This window comes from Hymenobacter norwichensis DSM 15439, from assembly GCF_000420705.1.
Taxonomy (GTDB): domain Bacteria; phylum Bacteroidota; class Bacteroidia; order Cytophagales; family Hymenobacteraceae; genus Hymenobacter; species Hymenobacter norwichensis.
The window spans coordinates 152,707-170,593 of record NZ_ATVL01000009.1 but is presented as its reverse complement, the minus strand read 5'-3'; the positions used below and the strand labels follow the sequence as shown (position 1 = coordinate 170,593).

Here is a 17,887-nt window from a genome sequence, read left to right as displayed (position 1 = left end):
AAAAATACTACTGAGCCCGCAGGGCATAGACCTTGCCAGCCTGCGTCGGCAAATCATACACGAAAGAAGGAGGTAGGGTCGGCTTTCTGGCATTTGATTTCTCTGAAACCAGTGGGAGCTTTACCGGCATGACCTGGTAGAAGGGGTTGGAATTTTCACCCTGCGCCACTGTCAGCGAATTGCCTGCTACTTTCAGGGGGCTGTGTACCCGCACGCGGCAGTTGCCTCCTAAGCGCGAGGTGATTTGCACCCGTGTGACCTTGCCTTTGTCCCAGGCGAGGTCTACCACGTAGCCGCCCCGTGCCACAAGGCCTTTTACCTCGCCCGTTGGCCAAGCATCGGGTAGAGCAGGCAGCAAGTCGATGACGCCGTCGTAGCTCTGCATGAATAGTTCAGCCAAACCCGCCGTGCAGCCAAAGTTGCCGTCGATCTGGAAAGGGGGGTGGGCGTCGAGCAGGTTGGGGTAGGTGCCGCCGCCAGTGGCTTCGTTTACTTTTACTACGTCGCCCGAGATCAAACGCAACTGGTTGGAAAGTAACTTGTAGGCGTGGTTGCCGTCGAGCATGCGCGCCCAGAAATTCACCTTCCACCCCATCGACCAACCCGTGGAGATGTCGCCGCGTTGCGTGAGTGTTACGCGGGCGGCTTCAAACAATTCTGGCGTGCGGTAGGGCGAAATCTGGCCGCTCGGAAACAGGCCGTAGAGGTGCGAAATATGCCGGTGCGTACTCTTGGGGTTGTCCCAGTCTTGCAGCCACTCCTGCAACTGCCCATGCTGCCCAATTTGCATGGGTGGCAGGCGCTTGATCATAGTACTGAGCGTGTCGGCAAAAGCTTGATCGGTGTTCAGGATAGCAGCGGCACGCAGGGCGTTGGAAAACACATCAAACACGAGCTGATTGTCCATGGTTGTGCCCGCCGTGATGCCCACACCACTCTGGTAGGAGTTTTCCGGCGACATCGACGGCGCTACCACCAGCCACTTATGGCTAGGTTCCTCCTGCAAGGCATCTACGTAGAATAGGGCCGCGCCTTTCAGCACGGGATAATACTCCCGCAGAAAGGCTTGGTCGCCAGTGAAGAGATAGTGCTGCCATAGGTGCTGGGTGAGCCAGGCGCCGCCCATAGGCCACATGCCGTAAAAGCCCCCATCCACGTTGCCGGTAATGCGCCACAAATCGGTGTTGTGGTGCATGTTCCAGCCGCGCGCGTGGTACACCACGGCGGCGCTTTCCTTGCCTGTTTCGGCCAGGTCCTTGAGCATGCTGAACAGCGGCTGGTGCAACTCCGACAGGTTCGTTACCTCGGCCGGCCAGTAGTTCATCTCAGTGTTGATGTTGACAGTATACTTGCTGTCCCACGGCGGCGCGAGTTTGTCGTTCCACTTGCCTTGTAAGTTGGCGGCCTGGGTGCCAGGCTGCGAGCTAGAAATCAGCAGATAGCGGCCATATTGAAAATATAGCTCGGCCAGTGCAGGGTCTTGGCTGGTGGCAAATGCTGCTAAGCGCGCATTCGTGGGCTTTTGCACCGCATCGGTACCACCTAAGTTCAGCGAAACCCGGTCGAAGTAACGCCGATAGTAGGCTACGTGCTCGGCTTTGGCCTTTGGGTAGGCTTTGGCCAGGGCCGCCGGTAAGTAAGAAGCCGCCTTGGTCGCCTCATCGCCGCCCAAATCTTTGTAGCTCTTGAAGTTGGTACCTATAGAAATGTAGACCGTGGCCGCGTTGGCACCGGTAATTTGTAGGGTACTGTCCGTGGCGGTTACGCTGCCACCCTCTACTTTGGGCACGACATGGGCCTGAAACCGGACCTTGCCCACCTTGTTGTCGGTGCTGCCGCTGACCCCGGCCAGCACCAGTTTGGTGGGCTCCGTTTGAACTCGATGATTCAGCTGCGGGCTGTTCAGGCCCAGCCGGCACGTAATACGGCCCGGCTTGCTGGCCGTCAGGCGCACCACAAGCACCTGATCGGGTAGCGAGGCGAATATTTCGCGCGTGTAGGTGACCCCCTTTACCTGGTACGAAACCTTGGCAACGGCCTGCTCAATGTCCAGGTCGCGGTAGTAGTTGGTGGCTGCTTCGTGGCCAGGGAAGGTTAGCAGCAAGTTGCCCAAGGTTTGGTAGGGCATGCCATAGTTGTTGTTGGACGCAGCCTGGCGCGGAAACGTCTTGTTCGACAAGTCCTGGGCTTCCTGGTATTTGCCAGCAAAGAGCAGCTTGCGGATTTCCTGAATGCCCTCGTATACGCCGGGTACCACATTGTTGCCTGGTTCACCGGCCCACACGGTTTCTTCATTAAGTTGCAGCCGTTCCCGGCCGGGTCCACCAAATACCATAGCACCCAGGCGGCCGTTGCCAATGGGCAGCGCCTCGTTCCAGTTGGTTGCTGGCTGGTTGTACCACAGCTTCAATGGGGTAGGAGTTGGCTTACCAGCGGCGGCCGGTACGGCGGCCACCAACAACCAAAAGAGCAGCAAGGTAGATGCCCGATCAAACAAACAGTGTCTTCTCATCAGTGAGCGTTGGAACAGCTAGAAAATTGTCTGTCAGTAAAAAAACGGGGGCAGCCCCGTAGAATGCCGTCTGCATCTTACGAAACTGCCCCGAACGGTACTCCGGATTCCCACGGCCATTGCACACCGTTCTGTTTTTCACTTAGTAACCGAAATTCTGCTTCAGATTGGGATTGGTATCCACTACGGTTTGCGGGAAAGCCAGCAGCTCATCCCCCGAGTTAGGCACGTAGTTGGCGGCCAGCAGGTCGATGAAGGTGGAAGTCCCCGTTAAGGACTGCCGCCAGTTGAAACGGGTAGCTACGGTAGTGGTACCCGGAACTGTGTAAGTGCTGGCGGTAAGGGTGGTTGGCCGGTAAAGCGAACGGGCGTAGCGCAGTTGGTCGTTCACAGCGTAGCCGTACACATACAGCGGAACAGTAGCCCCGATGCCCACGCCGTTCTTCATATCGGTAAGGATGGCTTTGGCTTCAGTGATTTTAGCACCCAGCAGGTTCCACCGAATCAGGTCGTACTTTCGGATTCCTTCCCCGCCAAACTCCAGCAAACGCTCTTTCACCAGGGCGTTGAAGAAAGTGGCTTTGGCACCTACCTGAGCGGTGGGCAAGGCCACGTAGCGGGCAGCCGGATAGGCCCGGCGGCGCACTTCCTCCAGCGCCTGCACCGGCGTAGCGCCACCATACGCCACGCTTGGGCCAGCCAGTTCGTTCTGCGCTTCCGCAAACATCAAGAGCACATCGGCAAAGCGGATAATCGGCCAGTTGAAGCCCAGCGTCTGCGACGAACCTGGGAGCAGCGGCACGCGCCAGTCGCGGCGGAATTTGCCGTCGCGCAGGGCGTTGAGCGTGGTGCTGGTTTGGGTGTTAGGTGTGGCCGCTACGGTTTGGTAGAGCGTCACGGTTACGTCGCGGCGGGTATCCACCGAGTCGAAGGCGTAGAAGTAGTTGGGGTTGATGGTGTACGAGCCGCCACCCTGTCCCCAGCGTGAGGCCACATCCAGGCGTGGACCGTTGTTGTAGCCCAGCTTGCTGTCGGAAGCCGCTGAGCCGGAGCCCATAGCCACTTCCAGCATGATTTCGCCGTACTGGGTGTCGAAGCGTAGCTCGTTGATGTTGCGCCACACGGCCTCGTAGCTGGGGTTGAGCGTGTGCTGGCTGCGGTTGCGCAACAGCGTGTCGCACTCGGCCCGGGCCATAGTGTAGTAATTGAGATAGTCGGTGGGGCGCTCCATCTGGCCGGTGCGAGCATTGGCGCGCCAGCCGCCGCGGGCCAGCGCAATCCGAGCCCGCATGGCCTTGGCCGCGCCCTTCGTGAACCGCTCGTAGGCGTTGGCATCCGACTCCCGACGCCACGGCAGCAGCCGCGAGGCCAGCGCCAAGTCGTCCAGAATCTGGTCGTAGATAACGTTGCGGTCGGTTTGCGGCAGGTTCAGGTCGGCGTAAGCTGAGGAAGGCTCGAACTGGGCCGGCACGTCGCCCCAGTTGCGCACGATTTCCATGTAGTACAGCGCCCGCAAGGCCAGCACTTCGCCGTGCATGCGGCGCAGGGCTTTTTGGTCGGCGGCGCTACCGGTTTTGTAGAGCTCCATCTGCGGAATATTCTTGATGCAGATGTTGGCCCGCTCCACCCCCTGGTACAGCGTAGTGAAAGGCGCAATCAGCTCGGTGGTACCCGGCGTTACGCGGTAGCGGTTGATGTCGCGGCTGCCCCCATCGGCGGCTCCGGCGCGGTTCTGGCCCTCATCAGTGTCGGAAGGGTAGCCAGTGGAGAGGCGTACGCCGTAGCCATTGTCGCCGGAAAGCGGGTCGTAGGCCCCAATTACGGCGCTGTTGACGTTGGCCACGCTGCTAAACACGTCGTCGGAAATGTAGGCCGAATCGGGGTTTACGTCGAGGTAGTCTTTGCAGGAATAAGTGGCCGTGAGCGTAGCCAGGATGGCGGCAGCCAGCGCCGGCCGGAAAAATGAGCGTTTCATATTGGATAGCGGGTGGGAATTTTAGAGGGAAAGGTTCAGGCCAACCAACAAGGCCCGGCTGCGCGGATACGCTGCGTAGTCAACGCCTGGCGTGAGCGGGGTGCCGCGGCGGGTGTTCACCTCGGGGTCGTAGCCCGAGTAGTTGGTGAACGTGTACAGGTTGTTGGCTGTCACGTAGAAGCGCACCGTGTTGAGCTTGATGCGTTGCGTAACCGCCTTCGGAATAGTGTACCCGATGGTGATGTTGTTGATGCGCAGGAACGAGCCGTCCTCAATGGCCCACGAGTGCAGCAAATAGCGGCCCCGGGTGGGGCGCCAGATTTTGGCGTTTTCGTTGAGCGCGGCCAACGCCGTTGGCTCCGTCACCACGTTGCCTTCCGCGTTGATGTTGGTCCACCGGTCGCGCATGATGCCCAGCACGTTCTGGTTAGCGTTGTAGCCGCTGGTGAAGTCAATCTTGTTGGCGTTGTAGATGTCGTTGCCGTACACGAAGTTCACAAACACGCTGGCATCGAAGCCTTTGTAAGTGAACTGCTGGTTCAGGCCGCCCGTGAACTTGGGGTTGGCGTTGCCAATAACAGTCCGGTCGTTGGTGTCCACCACCCCGTCGCCGTTCAAATCCTTGAACTTGATGGCACCAGGCGTGGGCTGAATCACGCCGGCCACCGAAGTACCGGTATTATCGGCTACCACCCCGTTGTTGCTGGCCACGTCTGATTTCAGCACGTAATTCCAGGTGCCATCGGCGGCCTGCGTGGCGTTAAAGTCATTAACGGTATAAAAGCCATTGCGGCCATTATCAAAGTCGGTTACATAGCCGTACATCAAGCCCACGGCGCGTCCTGGCGTCACGTAGTAGTCGGTGCCGGTATCAGAGGTCCAGCCGGAGTTGATGCCGGGCAGGTAGGGCTGGCCGCCTAAGCTTTCCACTTGGTTGCGGTTGAACGACATATTGTAGTTGGCCGTCCAGGTGAAATCGGGCGTTTGCATAACCGTGCCGCTGAGTTGCAGCTCAATCCCGCGGTTCGAGGTTTCGCCAATGTTGCGCAGCTGCGTATTGTAGCCCGAGGTAACGGGTACGGGCTGGGGCAGAAGCAGGTCATAGGTGGTGTTGTAGTAGGCATCGGCCGTGAGCTGGAACCGGTTGTTGAGCATGCTCAAATCCAGTCCCAAGTTGCGCGACTGAGTGGTTTCCCACTTCAAATAGATGTTGGCCAGCGCATTGGTTGCCAAACCGGGGGTGCGGCCACCTTCCAGCGCGTATTCCACGCCATTCGATATAAAGGTTTCGCGAAACCGGTTGTTATCAATGCGGTTGTTGCCGGCCAAACCATAGCTCAGGCGCAGCTTCAGGTCCGACACTATAGTCAGCGGCTCCATAAACTTCTCGCGCGAGAGGCGCCACGCCACGGCTACCGCCGGGAAGTAGCCCACACGCCGGCCGGGCGCAAACTTCGAGGAGCCATCCACCCGCATGGTTCCCGTGAACAGGTACCGGTCGTTGTAGGAGTAGTTCACCCGCGTGAAGCCTGACAGAATGCGGTTGGGGTCTTCGTTGGTGGTGGGTGAGGGTTGAATGAAGCTAGAAGGTGCCTGGGCCTGGTTGAAGTTGGCCAGCGCCTTTTCCGGCGCAATGTCGGTGGGCAGGTAGAACGCCGAAATGTTCAGCGAGTTGTTCAGCGTTTGGTATACTTCGTGGCCCAGCAGCGCATCAAAAGAGTGCTTGCCTTTGGTAGGCATCTTGTAGCTCAGCACGTTGGAGTTGTTGAGCGTCAACTGAGTACCCGTATTGATACCCGCTGTAGGCTGGTTGCCATTCTGGCGCGCCACGCTTGTCACCTTGCTATTAAACGACTCAGCGCGGGTAACACGGTAGTCCACCCCAAACGTGGAACGAAGACTCAGGCTTTTGGTGAAGTTGAAGTTGGCGTAGGCGCTGGAGTTGGCCAGCCGCTGCTTATCGCGCCGGTACTCCGAGTTAGCCAGCACAATCGGGTTGATCAGGCCGGTGTTGCCGCCGCTCAGGATGTAGTATTCCTCGTCTTCCTGCGTAGGGTCGAGCACGATGCCCGTGCCTAAGTTTTCGGTGAAGGGCCGGTACTGCACCGTGTTGCGCAGCCGCGACGAGCTGGACAAACCGCCGCTGGCCGTGCCCGCGCCTTCTATCACCTGGTCGTTGAGGCGCACGTTGAAGCCGATGCGCAGCTTGTCGGTGGCTTTGTTGTCGAGGCGGAAGTTGAGAAGCTTGCGCTGGAAATCAGAAGCCAGCTGAATGCCCTGCTCGCGGTTGGTGGTTAAGCTCAGCGAGTAGGTCGTGCCTTTGCCCCCGCCCGACACCGTGAGGTTGTGGGTTTGCTGGAAGGCTTCGCGGCCAAACACCTCGTCCTGCCAATCGGTGAAAGGCGACTGCCGGGCCAGCGCCAGCGTGTCGCTGGTGTAGTTGCGCGAGCCATAGGCGCCGCGGAAGTTGGCCAGATCGGCGCTACTGCGGGCGGCCCGCTCGTATTGCAGGTCGATAAACTCGCCGGGCCGGAGCACGTCCAGCTTTTTCACCAGCTGCCGCACCCCGGCAAAGCCGTTGTAGGTAATAGCCGTGCGGCCTTCAATCCCGTTTTTGGTGGTGATGATTACGACGCCGTTGGCGCCGCGGGCCCCGTAGATGGCAGTGGCAGCGGCGTCCTTCAGCACATCCACCGACTGAATATCCTGGGGCGAAATAACCGACAGCGCGTTTTCCAGCTGCACGCCATCCACCACGTACAGCGGCGAGTTGTCTTGGGTGATAGAGCCGCCGCCCCGCACCCGAATACGCACGTCGGCGCCTGGCGTACCTTCCGAGGAAGTGAGTTGCACACCCGCCAGCCGGCCGGTCAAGGCTTCTGCCGCCGAGTTGACGGGTATATCCTTGATCTGCTGGGCGTTAATCGACGAAACTGCCTGGGTCAAATCCTCCCGCCGCACCGGCTGAAACCCGATAACCACTACGTCATCGAGGGTTTTGTTGTCGGGCGCCATCTTCACCTGGATGCTGGTCTGACCCTTATCCACTGCCACGTCCTGCGAGATGAAGCCGATGGAGCTGATACGCAGCACCACGTCGCCGGTGGTGCTGGCGGGTAGCGTCAAACTGAAGCGGCCGTCGGCATCAGTGCTGGCTCCTAGGGTGGTACCTTTTACCACCACCGTAGCGCCAGGCAAAGACTCACTACGCTCCGTTGAGGTAATGGTACCCTGAATGGTGCGCGCCTGCTGCGCCTGCACAGCCGTACTGCAAAGGGGTAGCCCCAGCAGGAGTAAACGTTTTTTCATTGCGTTAGATAGGAATGGTGGGAAATTTTGGCGGAGAGGTCGAGCAGATAGCGGCCGGGCACTAGTGGCACGCTACCACCGCTGCCTGTTTACAGGAGGGCTAGCTGGGTGTAATTTCGGCGGCCTGTTTCTGGCGAAAGCAACCAAAAATGGCTGCCGGAACTTGAAAATCAGAAAGCCGGAATACAGTAAGCAAGCAGTGCTAGCTGGCTTGTTGTGACGCACGAACATAGCGGAATATGAAGGAAAGATTAATAATACTCTTCTATGAATCAAGGATAACCCGGAATTTAGTACCGGGAACGTTTCCGGGAACGTTCCCATGCTATATCAGCAAGTAAGTAAGCCCTTGCTGTTCCTAGTTTTTCCCTGCAAAAACTATCTTTCTTTCAACATGAAAGAAGTGACTTGCAGCGTCAACAAGGGGCTAAATTTGCATTACAAGCTTCATTACCTGTTACTTACTACACTATCCACATCGGGTCTGTTACTTTGAGCAACGCAGGGTATTTTCTCTATCAGGCTTACACCTATTCAGTACCTCTTTCACTCGGCCACCTGCGGTTTTTCCTTGGTTTAGTTGAATGCACAAATAGTACATATCAGGAAAGTAGTCTTACTTTACCGTCGAAATGCACTACTTCTTTGCTTTCGATATCCCCTTACTTTTATTGCATGCAGCCTATGTGGTCAGCCCGTATTGTTCGGCAGATAAGCACTATACCCCGATGGTCTTGGCAGATATTAGCCTCAGCACTGCTCTTTGGCAACGCCCCAGCAACAGCGCAAACGCCCACGGCCTTATCGAAGGTGTGGGTGCCAGACCTGGGCAATGGAACCTACAAAAACCCAGTACTCTACGCCGATTACTCCGACCCCGACGTCGTGCGAGTGGGCTCCGACTTCTACCTAACTTCGTCGAGCTTCAATGCCGTGCCGGGCTTGCAGATTCTGCATTCCAAAGACCTAGTAAACTGGACCATCATCGGCTCGGTGTTCAAGCAGCAGCCCCCGCTGGCGCGCTACCAGCAGGTGCAGCACGGCAACGGCGTGTGGGCGCCGGCCATCCGCTACCACAACAAGGAATTCTACATCTACTACCCCGACCCAGACCTGGGTATCTTCGTTACGAAGGCCAAAAATCCAGCGGGGCCGTGGTCTACGCCAGTATGCGTCAAGCAGGCGACTGGCTGGATTGACCCCTGCCCGCTGTGGGACGAAAATGGCAGAGCTTATCTGGTACACGGTTTTGCGGGCAGCCGGGCCGGCATCAAAACCATTCTGGCCGTGAGCCCCATGGCCTCCGACGGCCTGAGTTTGACCGGCGACGATGCGCTGGTGTTTGACGGGCACGCAGCGCACCCCACGCTGGAAGGCCCCAAGTTCTACAAGCGCAACGGCTACTACTACATTTTTGCGCCGGCCGGCGGCGTGCCTACGGGCTGGCAGCTGGTGCTCCGCTCGAAGAATGTGTATGGGCCTTACGAAGAGAAAATTGTGATGGACCAGGGCAAAACGCCCATCAACGGGCCGCACCAGGGCGCGTGGGTGGACACTGATACCGGCGAAGACTGGTTTCTGCACTTTCAGGATCAGGGCCCTTACGGCCGGGTAGTGCACTTGCAGCCGATGAAGTGGCAGAACGACTGGCCCGTGATTGGCGAAGACCCTGATGGCGACGGCAAAGGCCAGCCGGTGCTCACCTACCGCAAGCCCCGCGTGAAGGCCAAAGCCCAGCCCCTGGCTACGCCTCTCACCTCCGACGAGTTTTCGGGTACCGCACTGGGCCCGCAGTGGCAGTGGCATGCTAATCCGCAGGATTATTGGGCCTACCAGAACGGCCCCCAAGGCTACCTGCGCATGTACTCGGTGCTGCTGCCCGACAACTTCAAGAACTACTGGCAGGTACCCAATCTGCTGCTGCAAAAGCTGCCCGCCGACGTATTTACGGCTACCACCAAGCTCACTTTCAGCCCACGGATAGAAGGCGAAAAAGTAGGATTGATGATGATGGGCCTCGACTACGCCTACCTCTCACTCAGCAATGTAGGCGGCAAGCTGCAACTCAGCCAGACGGTTTGCCAGAATGCCGACAAGCTGGCGCCCGAAACCACCACGGCTCCGGTGGAAGTGCCGGTTGCCCAGGCCAAGCAGCCCCTTTATCTGCGCGTAGCCGTGAAGCCAGGCGCCAAATGCCAGTTCAGCTACAGCCTCGACGGACAGACCTTTCAGCCATTGGGCACCGAGTTTCAGGCGCGGGAAGGCAAGTGGATTGGTGCCAAAGTCGGTTTGTTCTGCTCACGCACCAGCAAGTTCAACGATGCCGGCAACGCCGATATTGACTGGTTCCACATCGAGTAGCTTGGGCAGACTTGCGCTTTTTTTGTACTCTTGCCGTATAGAATAGCTTTTTGCACTTCCCTACTCGCTGCTGCTTTTGCGTACTGCCGTCCTCTCCCTGCTGCTCTTTCTGGTTTCTGTTCTTGCATTCAGCCAAGCCATATACCGGCGAGTAGTAGCGCGGCGCGGCGACAATACCTACACGCTTTTGCGCCGCCATGGCTTGGCGCCGGCCACCTACCAACGGGCCTTTCTGGCGTTGAACCGGGCGACTTTGGGCAAAAACAAAACCCTGGTGGCCGGCCGCCGATATCAGTTGCCGCCACTGATGCGCCGCCCCGTGGCGGCCGTGCGCCCCATCAAGCCGCGCACCACGGGCAAGGTGGCCGCTGCCGTACCCAAGAAAGTGGTATTGCCCCTGACTAGCTTCTTCGGCAAAAACTATGGGGCCGTGCCTTCCGATGGGCTGCTGCGCGGGGCGGTGTTCTACCTGTCCTCGGGCCACGGCGGCCCCGACCCCGGCGCCATGGGCAAGTATGGCAGCCACATCTTGGCCGAGGACGAGTACGCCTACGATGTGACGCTACGGCTGGCGCGGGTGCTCTACATGCATGGGGCGCTAGTGTACCTCATCATCCGGGACCCCAACGACGGTATCCGCGACCAAGCCGTACTGCTGCCTGATTACGACGAAGTAACCTATCCCAGCCAGCCGATTCCGCGCAACCAGCTGGCCCGATTGCGGCAGCGCATCAATGCCGTGAATGCGCTGTACCCAAGACATAAAGGCGCGTATCAGCGCTTTCTGGGGCTGCACGTGGACAGCCGCAGCGAAGGCAAGAACATCGACGTGTTCTTCTACCACAACTCCAACAGCGCGGTTGGCAAACGGCTGGCCCAGAACATCCACAAGATGTTTACGGCCCGCTACAAGCGGGCCCAGCCCAACCGGCCGTACTCCGGCACGGTGTCGGTGCGCAATAGTTTGTACGTGGTGCGCAACAGCCGGGCCCCGGCCGTGTTTATGGAGCTGGGCAACATCCGTAACGCCAAAGACCAGCGCCGCTTCCTGCTACCCGACAACCGGCAAGCCATGGCCAACTGGATGTACGAGGGCATTCTGGCTGATTATCGGAGTCGGTAAGGGTAGCTGTGGCCGGCGCTTTCCCGTATTGCAGATGCTACCAGCCAACCCCATCCTATGAAGCCTCAACCCACACTGCGCAGGTCCTTGAAAGCCCACCTATTCTTCCTGCTTGCCCTGGTGCTGCTAACCGTGCCGGCCCGCCTAGCTCAGGCCGCCGACCGGGAACTGTATCAGCTCAGGATTTACCACTTGAACAACAAGCAGCAGGAAGACCGGGTAGACAACTTTTTGCGCGACACCTACCTGCCCGCCCTGCACAAGCTGGGCATTCAGAAAGTGGGGGTATTCAAGCCCATCGGCAACGATACAGCCGCCGACCGCCGCATTATGGTGCTGGTGCCTTTTAAGTCTTACGGCCAGCTTTCCACTGTAACGGACCAGTTGGAGCAAGACAAAAGCTTCGAGCGTGCCACTCAGTACTGGACGGCCGCCTACAACAACCCGCCGTATGCCCGCCTGGAAGTAGTTCAGATCCAGGCTATGGATGACAAGCTCCGGCTGCAAGAGCCGCCGCTGAAAGGCCCGCGGGCCGAGCGGGTGTACGAGTTGCGCAGCTACGAAAGCCCAACCGAAAAAATCCATCTCAACAAGGTCCAGATGTTTGTGCAAGGCAACGAAATCGGGCTCTTCAAGCGCCTGGGGTTCAACGCCGTGTTCTATGGTCGGGTGCTGGCGGGCAGCCACATGCCCAACCTGATGTACCTGACTACTTTTGAAAATCAGGCCGCCCGCGACGCTCATTGGAAGGCCTTCGGCGCAGACCCGGAGTGGAAGAAGCTGTCGGCCATGCCGGAGTATCAAAACAATGTTTCCAAAAACGAGCAGCAGTTTCTGTACCCGGCCACTTACTCTGATTATTAGCAGGTTATACTGCCGCCGGTCTAGCCTTGTGCGCATTGTGTAAGGCAGCCGGGTTTCGCCTAGTGCAGCATTTGGCGCTACCTTGCCGGCACGCAAGTAGTCGAGCATGCCGCACACCCCGGATACCCTTTCTTTCGAGCCAGAAAATGACCCGCAGCCCCAGCCTTACTTGCTGGCTGGCGCTACTATTGCGGCGCTGAGCAGTGCAGATGTTCTACAGCACAGCGCCGCGCAGTTTGTGGCCCCGACTCGGACGCTGACTGCTATCCAGCCCGACATCATTACGCTGAGCTACGGCCGGTTTACCAGCTCCATACCCGCACCGGGGGAGAGTGAGTTTCCGACGGTAATGGTGGAACAGTTGGTTCAGGGTGTACTGTTGACCTGCCCTTGTTCGGCGCTTAAAACCAGCTTGTGCGCGCATCAGACGCAGGTGTTGCTCGACATTTTAAGGCGGCCGGAACTACGCTTATTCTTCGATGCCCGGCAGCGGCGGGAGTTGCTGCAAGCCACCGCCCGCGAATATGGCTTAGAAGATGCCCCCAACCTAGATGACTATTTCGAACTGACGTATGCCCGGCCTTCGGTGCTGGTGACACCGCGGCAGGCCGGGTTGTTTGCCCTCACGGCCACCGCCAAGCAGGAGCTGGTTGGGCAGCTGGCACCACAGCGGCGCCCCGCAGCTTCGGACTCTGAAAACCAGCACATTATCGTCTTCAGCAAGCACAAGTACTACGGTCACCTCACGGTGCAACTGGCCGAAGCCACTCGCACGACCACCGGCAAACTCAAGAACCCAATAACACCGCTCAACCCGCTGGATACCATCTGGCAACTCGATGACGCGGCCGAGTTGAAGTTCTATACCGGCGTGGCCCGCTTCCAAAACAACTACGACGATACCCGCTCCGCCGCGTCGGTGGAGGCGTTGCGGGCCATCCTGCACAACCCAGCCGGCCTGCCCTACTTCGCCCACTTGCCGGCCGTGTCCGACAAGCTGACGGCGGCGTCACTCAAGCTGCTCACGGTGCGCACCGCCCCTACCGATTTGCGGCTGCAAGTGAACCTGAAGGGCGAGTTCTATGAAGTGGCCGGCCACCTGCTGCTCCACGACCAGCCCGTGGAACTGAAGACCCTGACAGTGCGCTACGAGTATTTTGTGGCGGCCAACGAGGCCCTGTATTTGATTGAGGACCTGGAAGTATGGCGGGTTATCGAGTTTTTCAAGCAGCGCAACAACACCCTGCTAATTCACCAAAGCAAGTTCGAGGAGTTCCGGCAAGATGTGCTGGCCAACCTGGAAAACCGCATCCTGGTCAGTTACTCATACGCCCGGCCAGCTACCACCCAGCAGCTTATCAGCAGCGGCTACAGCCAGCCCCCGGAGCGGCTGCTGTACCTCTCCGATGCCGGCCAGCAAGTGGAGCTGTTGCCGGTGATGCGCTACGGTCCGCAGGAAGTCTCGATTCTGAGCAGGCGGCAGCTGCTGGGCACCGACGAGCTAGGCCGCACGTTTGCGCTGGAGCGGGACGAAACGGCGGAGCTACAGTTTCTGGGGGCGTTGTTGCGCCAGCGGCCCGAGTTTCAAGAGCAGTTGCGGCAAGACTACCTGTACGTACCGAAAACGCAGTTTCTGGACGAAGAATGGTTTTTGGCGGCGTTTGAGGATTGGCAGCAGGAGCAGATTACCGTACTGGGTTTCAACCAGCTCAAGAACAACACGTTGAATTCCAACCGGGCGCGTATTTCGGTGCGCGTAACCGGCGAAACCAACTGGTTTGACACCCAACTGCGGGTGCGGTTTGGCAAGCAGCAGGCTTCGTTGTGGCAGGTGCACCAGGCCATCCGCAACAAGAGCCGGTACGTGCGCCTCGACGACGGCACGCGCGGGATTCTGCCCCAGGAATGGCTCGACAAGTTCACCCGCTACTTCGCGGCGGGCACGTTGGTTGACGACAAAATCCGCACGCCGAGCGTCAGCTTTACCACCATTCAGGAGCTCTACGACTCCGAAGCGTTGGCCGCCAGCGCCCAGGCGCGCCTGGCCGCTTACCAAGCCGCCGTAGCCGATTTCACCGGTATTGCGCCGGTAGCCCCGCCGCCTGAGTTGCGCGCTACCCTGCGCGACTACCAGCAGCAGGGCGTAAACTGGCTGAATTTCCTCGACTCGTTCAACTTCGGCGGCTGTCTGGCCGATGATATGGGCCTCGGCAAGACCGTGCAGATATTAGCGTTTCTCCTGTTGCAGCGCGCCAAAGGCTACTCCGCTGCTAATCTGGTAGTCGTCCCGACTTCGCTGGTGTTCAACTGGCAGGCCGAGGTGCAGAAATTTGCGCCCACCCTGCGCGTGCACGTGCTGCACGGCACCGCCCGCCGCCTAATTGCCCACGAGTATGACGGCTTCGACATCGTGCTGACCACTTACAGTACCATGGTTGCCGACATTCGGCATCTTAAGGAATACGCTTTCAACTACGTGATTCTGGACGAGTCGCAGGCCATTAAAAATCCGGATTCGCAGCGCTACAAGGCGGCTTGCCTGCTGCAAGCCCGCAACCGGGTGGCACTCACGGGTACGCCGGTGGAGAACAACACGTTCGATTTGTACGGGCAGCTGTCCTTTGCCTGCCCCGGCTTATTAGGTAGCCGGCAGCACTTCACCGACATCTTCGGCAGCCCCATCGACAAGTTCAAGGACGAGAAAAAGGCGCGGGCCTTGCAACGCAAAATCAGCCCGTTTGTGCTCCGCCGCACCAAAGCCCAGGTGGCCCGCGAGCTGCCCGCCAAAACCGAGATGGTGCTCTACTGCGAAATGGGCGCCGAGCAGCGCCAAGTGTACGAGGCTTGCCGCAAAGAATTCCACGATATGCTGCTGGGTTTGCGCGACGACCTGCCCGGCAAGGACAGCATGCACATCCTGCAAGGCCTCACCAAGCTGCGCCAGATCTGCAACTCCCCCGCCCTACTCCCCGATCAGGAAAGCTACGGCCAGCAATCTGCCAAGCTGGAAGCGCTGCTGGAAGAAATTCGCAGCCGGGCGCCACAGCACAAAATCTTGGTTTTCTCGCAGTTCGTGACCATGCTCGACCTAGTTCGGGAAGAGTTGCAAGCCGCCGATATCACCTTCGAGTACCTGACCGGCCAAACCAGAAACCGCGCGGCAGTTGTCAACCGGTTTCAGCAAGACGACACGGTGCGGGTGTTTCTGGTCAGCCTCAAAGCAGGCGGCACCGGCCTCAACCTCACTGAAGCCGACTACGTGTACCTCGTGGACCCGTGGTGGAACCCCGCCGTGGAAAACCAGGCCATCGACCGGAGCCACCGCATCGGCCAAACCAAAAACGTGGTAGCCGTCCGTCTCATCTGCCCCGATACTATTGAGGAGAAAATCATGAAGCTCCAAGAAGCCAAGCGCGAACTGGCGCAGGACCTCGTCAAAACCGACGCCACCCTCATCAAGTCCCTAACGCAGCAAGAGTTGCTGGCGCTGCTGAGCTAATCGGACACAATTCGTAGCGCGAAACAGATTTTCGCGCTACTCTTCTTTCTCGCCTATCGGCTCATATACTAGCACATAGGCGGGCGGCAGGTTCAGCAGTACGTGGGCCTCACTGAGCTGGCGGAAGAATCGGTTGAATAGCTTTTTGTTTTGCAGGGAATACTGAAAGAGAATCAGTTTGCCAGTGGGTTGCAGTGGGTGCTGGGTGTGCTCCAGAATCCGCCAGCCCAGCCGCCGCGGTAACGACGAGAACGGCAGCCCGCACACCACATAATCCACTCGTTCAACCTCAAATTTCCGCAAGTACTGCTCCGTTTCATCGGCGGAACCATGCACGATGTGTACGTTGGGCTGGCCAGTGTAGCGCTGCCGTAGCAACTGAGCAAATCGGCGGTTTACTTCTATCAGTACCAGCACGGTTTCTGGCCGGCGGCGCTGCATCAAAATGTCGGTGAAAACTCCCGTGCCGGGGCCGTATTCTACGATGCAGCCAGCTTCATTGAAGTCTATGGACTCCGTCACCTTGTCGGTTAGCTCGCGGGAGCTAGATATCAGGGAGCCGACCGTGGCCGGGTTACGAAAAAATTCTCCGACGAAGGACGAGAGGGGTAGCATGGGTGGTAGCGGCTAACGGAAATGCCTTGAGGCAGTCGATTCCGGCTGCTTCTACGGCTATTTTACCTCTTGGATATTGCCGAGCTACCTAGTGTATTCAGCTTCTTAGGCCTTACTAAACTGGTCTGTAATTTCTTTGCAAATCAATTCAAAACCCTTGCGTTATATCTAATAAACACTATAATATTTATAATTTAAAAACAGCACATTACGCAGTAAAGCAAGACTCTTTCCACCTAAATAAAAGGTGTATCTGACGCAACGATTCGGCGTGCTTGCCTGTCATGCCCACGTAATGTGGAACAGGTGTTCCGCCGCGCCATTTTTCTTCTACCAACCTGCTATGAAACACCTTGTCTTTCTTGGTTGCCTCGGCAGCCTATTGTTGGGGCTGGTTTCGCTCACGCAGGCCCAGACGCCCCCTTTCAGCATCACGCAGGCTACTTTTCCGGCTTACCCAAACGTGCTGGAGCGTTACCTACCCGTGCACCGCAGCCAGTTGTCTTCGTTTGCGCTGCCTCAACTAGGTGCCAATCAGCTTTGGGACTACGGCTACCTCGTAGCCGATTCGACGGTGCTGGAAAACACGTACCAGGCACCGGCCGCCACCAATCCATTCCCGACGGCCACCCGCAGCTACACAATTGCCCAGCAAACCACGCAGCAATACGCCGTGGCGGTGTACGGCCTGTGGGCCAGCTTTGCGGGGCAGCAATACGAGGCTATTACGCCCGCCGGTCTGCAACGCGTAGGCTACACTCTCCAGCCACAGCAGTGGCGCATCCGCAGCACCGATACCACCGCCAACGATGTACTGCGCCTCCCTGCCCAAACAGTAGCTTACCAGGGCAGTGCTTACCGGTTGCAGTTCCCAGTAAGCGGCATCAAAACGGCGGCGTACCGAGCCGAGGTGCATTTGCAAGCCACCGTGCGGCAACTGAACCTTAGTGCGGCACCGGTTCGGCTGGTGCGCTCTTTCACCCAGCTCGATTCGGTGGCGGGCTTTGGCACGTTGCGGCTGCCGGCGCCGGCGGGTGGGCAGGCGTCGTTTCCGGCCATTCTGGTTCGCACCATTCTGCGCGAAACCGACAGCTTATACCTGGGCCAGCAACCGGCGCCTGCTTTGCTGCTTCGCACCTTGGGCATGCAGCAGGGCCAGGGGCGCGACATTCTGCAAACCGTTTTTTACCGCGAAAACTCGTCGCAGCCCGCTTTGCAGTTCTACCACGGCAGTTCGTTCCAGACGGTGCGGACGTTTTTTGGCCTCTGGTTTTCTGCTGAGCCCAGCCTCAATTCCATTGTGGCCAGCTCCCGCGGCAGCCAGCCATTGGCAGGCTCATTGCGCGCCTACCCCAACCCGGTGGTAAGCGGCGAGTTTACGGTGGAACTGGCTGGCAGCGCACAGCCGTTGCAGCTCATCGTGCGCGACTTAGTGGGCCGACAGCTTGCCCGTGCCGCCACCTTGCCCGGCCACGCCACCACGGCCCTGCGTGGCCTGCCCGCGGGCGTTTACCTCGTAGAAGCCACCGCGCCGGACGGACAGCGTGGCACCATGCGGCTACAGGTGCAATAGCTACGCCGTAGTGCTGCTTGCAGCCTCACTCACTGTAGTTCGTACTTCCATCCGGG

At 58.6% G+C, this 17,887-nt stretch carries 9 protein-coding genes; 5 read left to right on the top strand and 4 right to left on the bottom strand.

Features of this window, described 5'->3' with window-relative positions:
* Positions 1-7: 7 nt before the first annotated feature.
* The 3 genes from G536_RS0115665 to G536_RS0115655 all read right to left on the bottom strand — a co-directional run bounded on the left by G536_RS0115665 (position 8) and on the right by G536_RS0115655 (position 7,796).
* Positions 8-2,476 (bottom strand): glycoside hydrolase family 95 protein, encoded by a 2,469-nt coding sequence (locus G536_RS0115665; RefSeq protein WP_022824555.1) that lies wholly within the window; start codon positions 2,474-2,476, stop codon positions 8-10.
* Positions 2,477-2,654: 178 nt separating this feature from the next.
* The gene (locus G536_RS0115660; RefSeq protein ID WP_022824554.1) at positions 2,655-4,487 is read right to left on the bottom strand and encodes a RagB/SusD family nutrient uptake outer membrane protein; all 1,833 of its coding nucleotides are present in this window, start codon (positions 4,485-4,487) and stop codon (positions 2,655-2,657) included.
* Positions 4,488-4,508: 21 nt separating this feature from the next.
* Complete coding sequence (locus tag G536_RS0115655) at positions 4,509-7,796, bottom strand: SusC/RagA family TonB-linked outer membrane protein (protein ID WP_026880245.1); 3,288 nt, start codon at positions 7,794-7,796, stop codon at positions 4,509-4,511.
* A gap of 684 nt (positions 7,797-8,480) precedes the next feature.
* On the opposite strand from G536_RS0115655, the gene G536_RS0115650 reads away from it, so the two are divergent.
* From G536_RS0115650 to G536_RS0115635, 4 genes are all read left to right on the top strand, one after another.
* Complete coding sequence (locus G536_RS0115650) at positions 8,481-10,157, top strand: glycoside hydrolase family 43 protein (protein WP_084708686.1); 1,677 nt, start codon at positions 8,481-8,483, stop codon at positions 10,155-10,157.
* Positions 10,158-10,233: 76 nt separating this feature from the next.
* A complete protein-coding gene (locus G536_RS0115645) occupies positions 10,234-11,280 on the top strand; it encodes an N-acetylmuramoyl-L-alanine amidase family protein (protein WP_022824551.1) in 1,047 nt (348 codons plus the stop codon).
* Between the two features lie 87 nt (positions 11,281-11,367).
* Positions 11,368-12,144, top strand: coding sequence for an NIPSNAP family protein (locus G536_RS0115640; protein WP_022824550.1), 777 nt, complete (start codon positions 11,368-11,370; stop codon positions 12,142-12,144).
* Between the two features lie 106 nt (positions 12,145-12,250).
* Positions 12,251-15,643, top strand: coding sequence for a DEAD/DEAH box helicase (locus tag G536_RS0115635; RefSeq protein ID WP_022824549.1), 3,393 nt, complete (start codon positions 12,251-12,253; stop codon positions 15,641-15,643).
* A 36-nt stretch (positions 15,644-15,679) separates the two neighbouring features.
* On the opposite strand, the gene G536_RS0115630 is transcribed toward G536_RS0115635, so the two are convergent.
* Positions 15,680-16,258, bottom strand: coding sequence for a class I SAM-dependent methyltransferase (locus G536_RS0115630; protein WP_022824548.1), 579 nt, complete (start codon positions 16,256-16,258; stop codon positions 15,680-15,682).
* A 343-nt stretch (positions 16,259-16,601) separates the two neighbouring features.
* On the opposite strand from G536_RS0115630, the gene G536_RS0115625 reads away from it, so the two are divergent.
* A complete protein-coding gene (locus tag G536_RS0115625) occupies positions 16,602-17,831 on the top strand; it encodes a T9SS type A sorting domain-containing protein (protein WP_169515115.1) in 1,230 nt (409 codons plus the stop codon).
* Positions 17,832-17,887 lie beyond the last annotated feature (56 nt).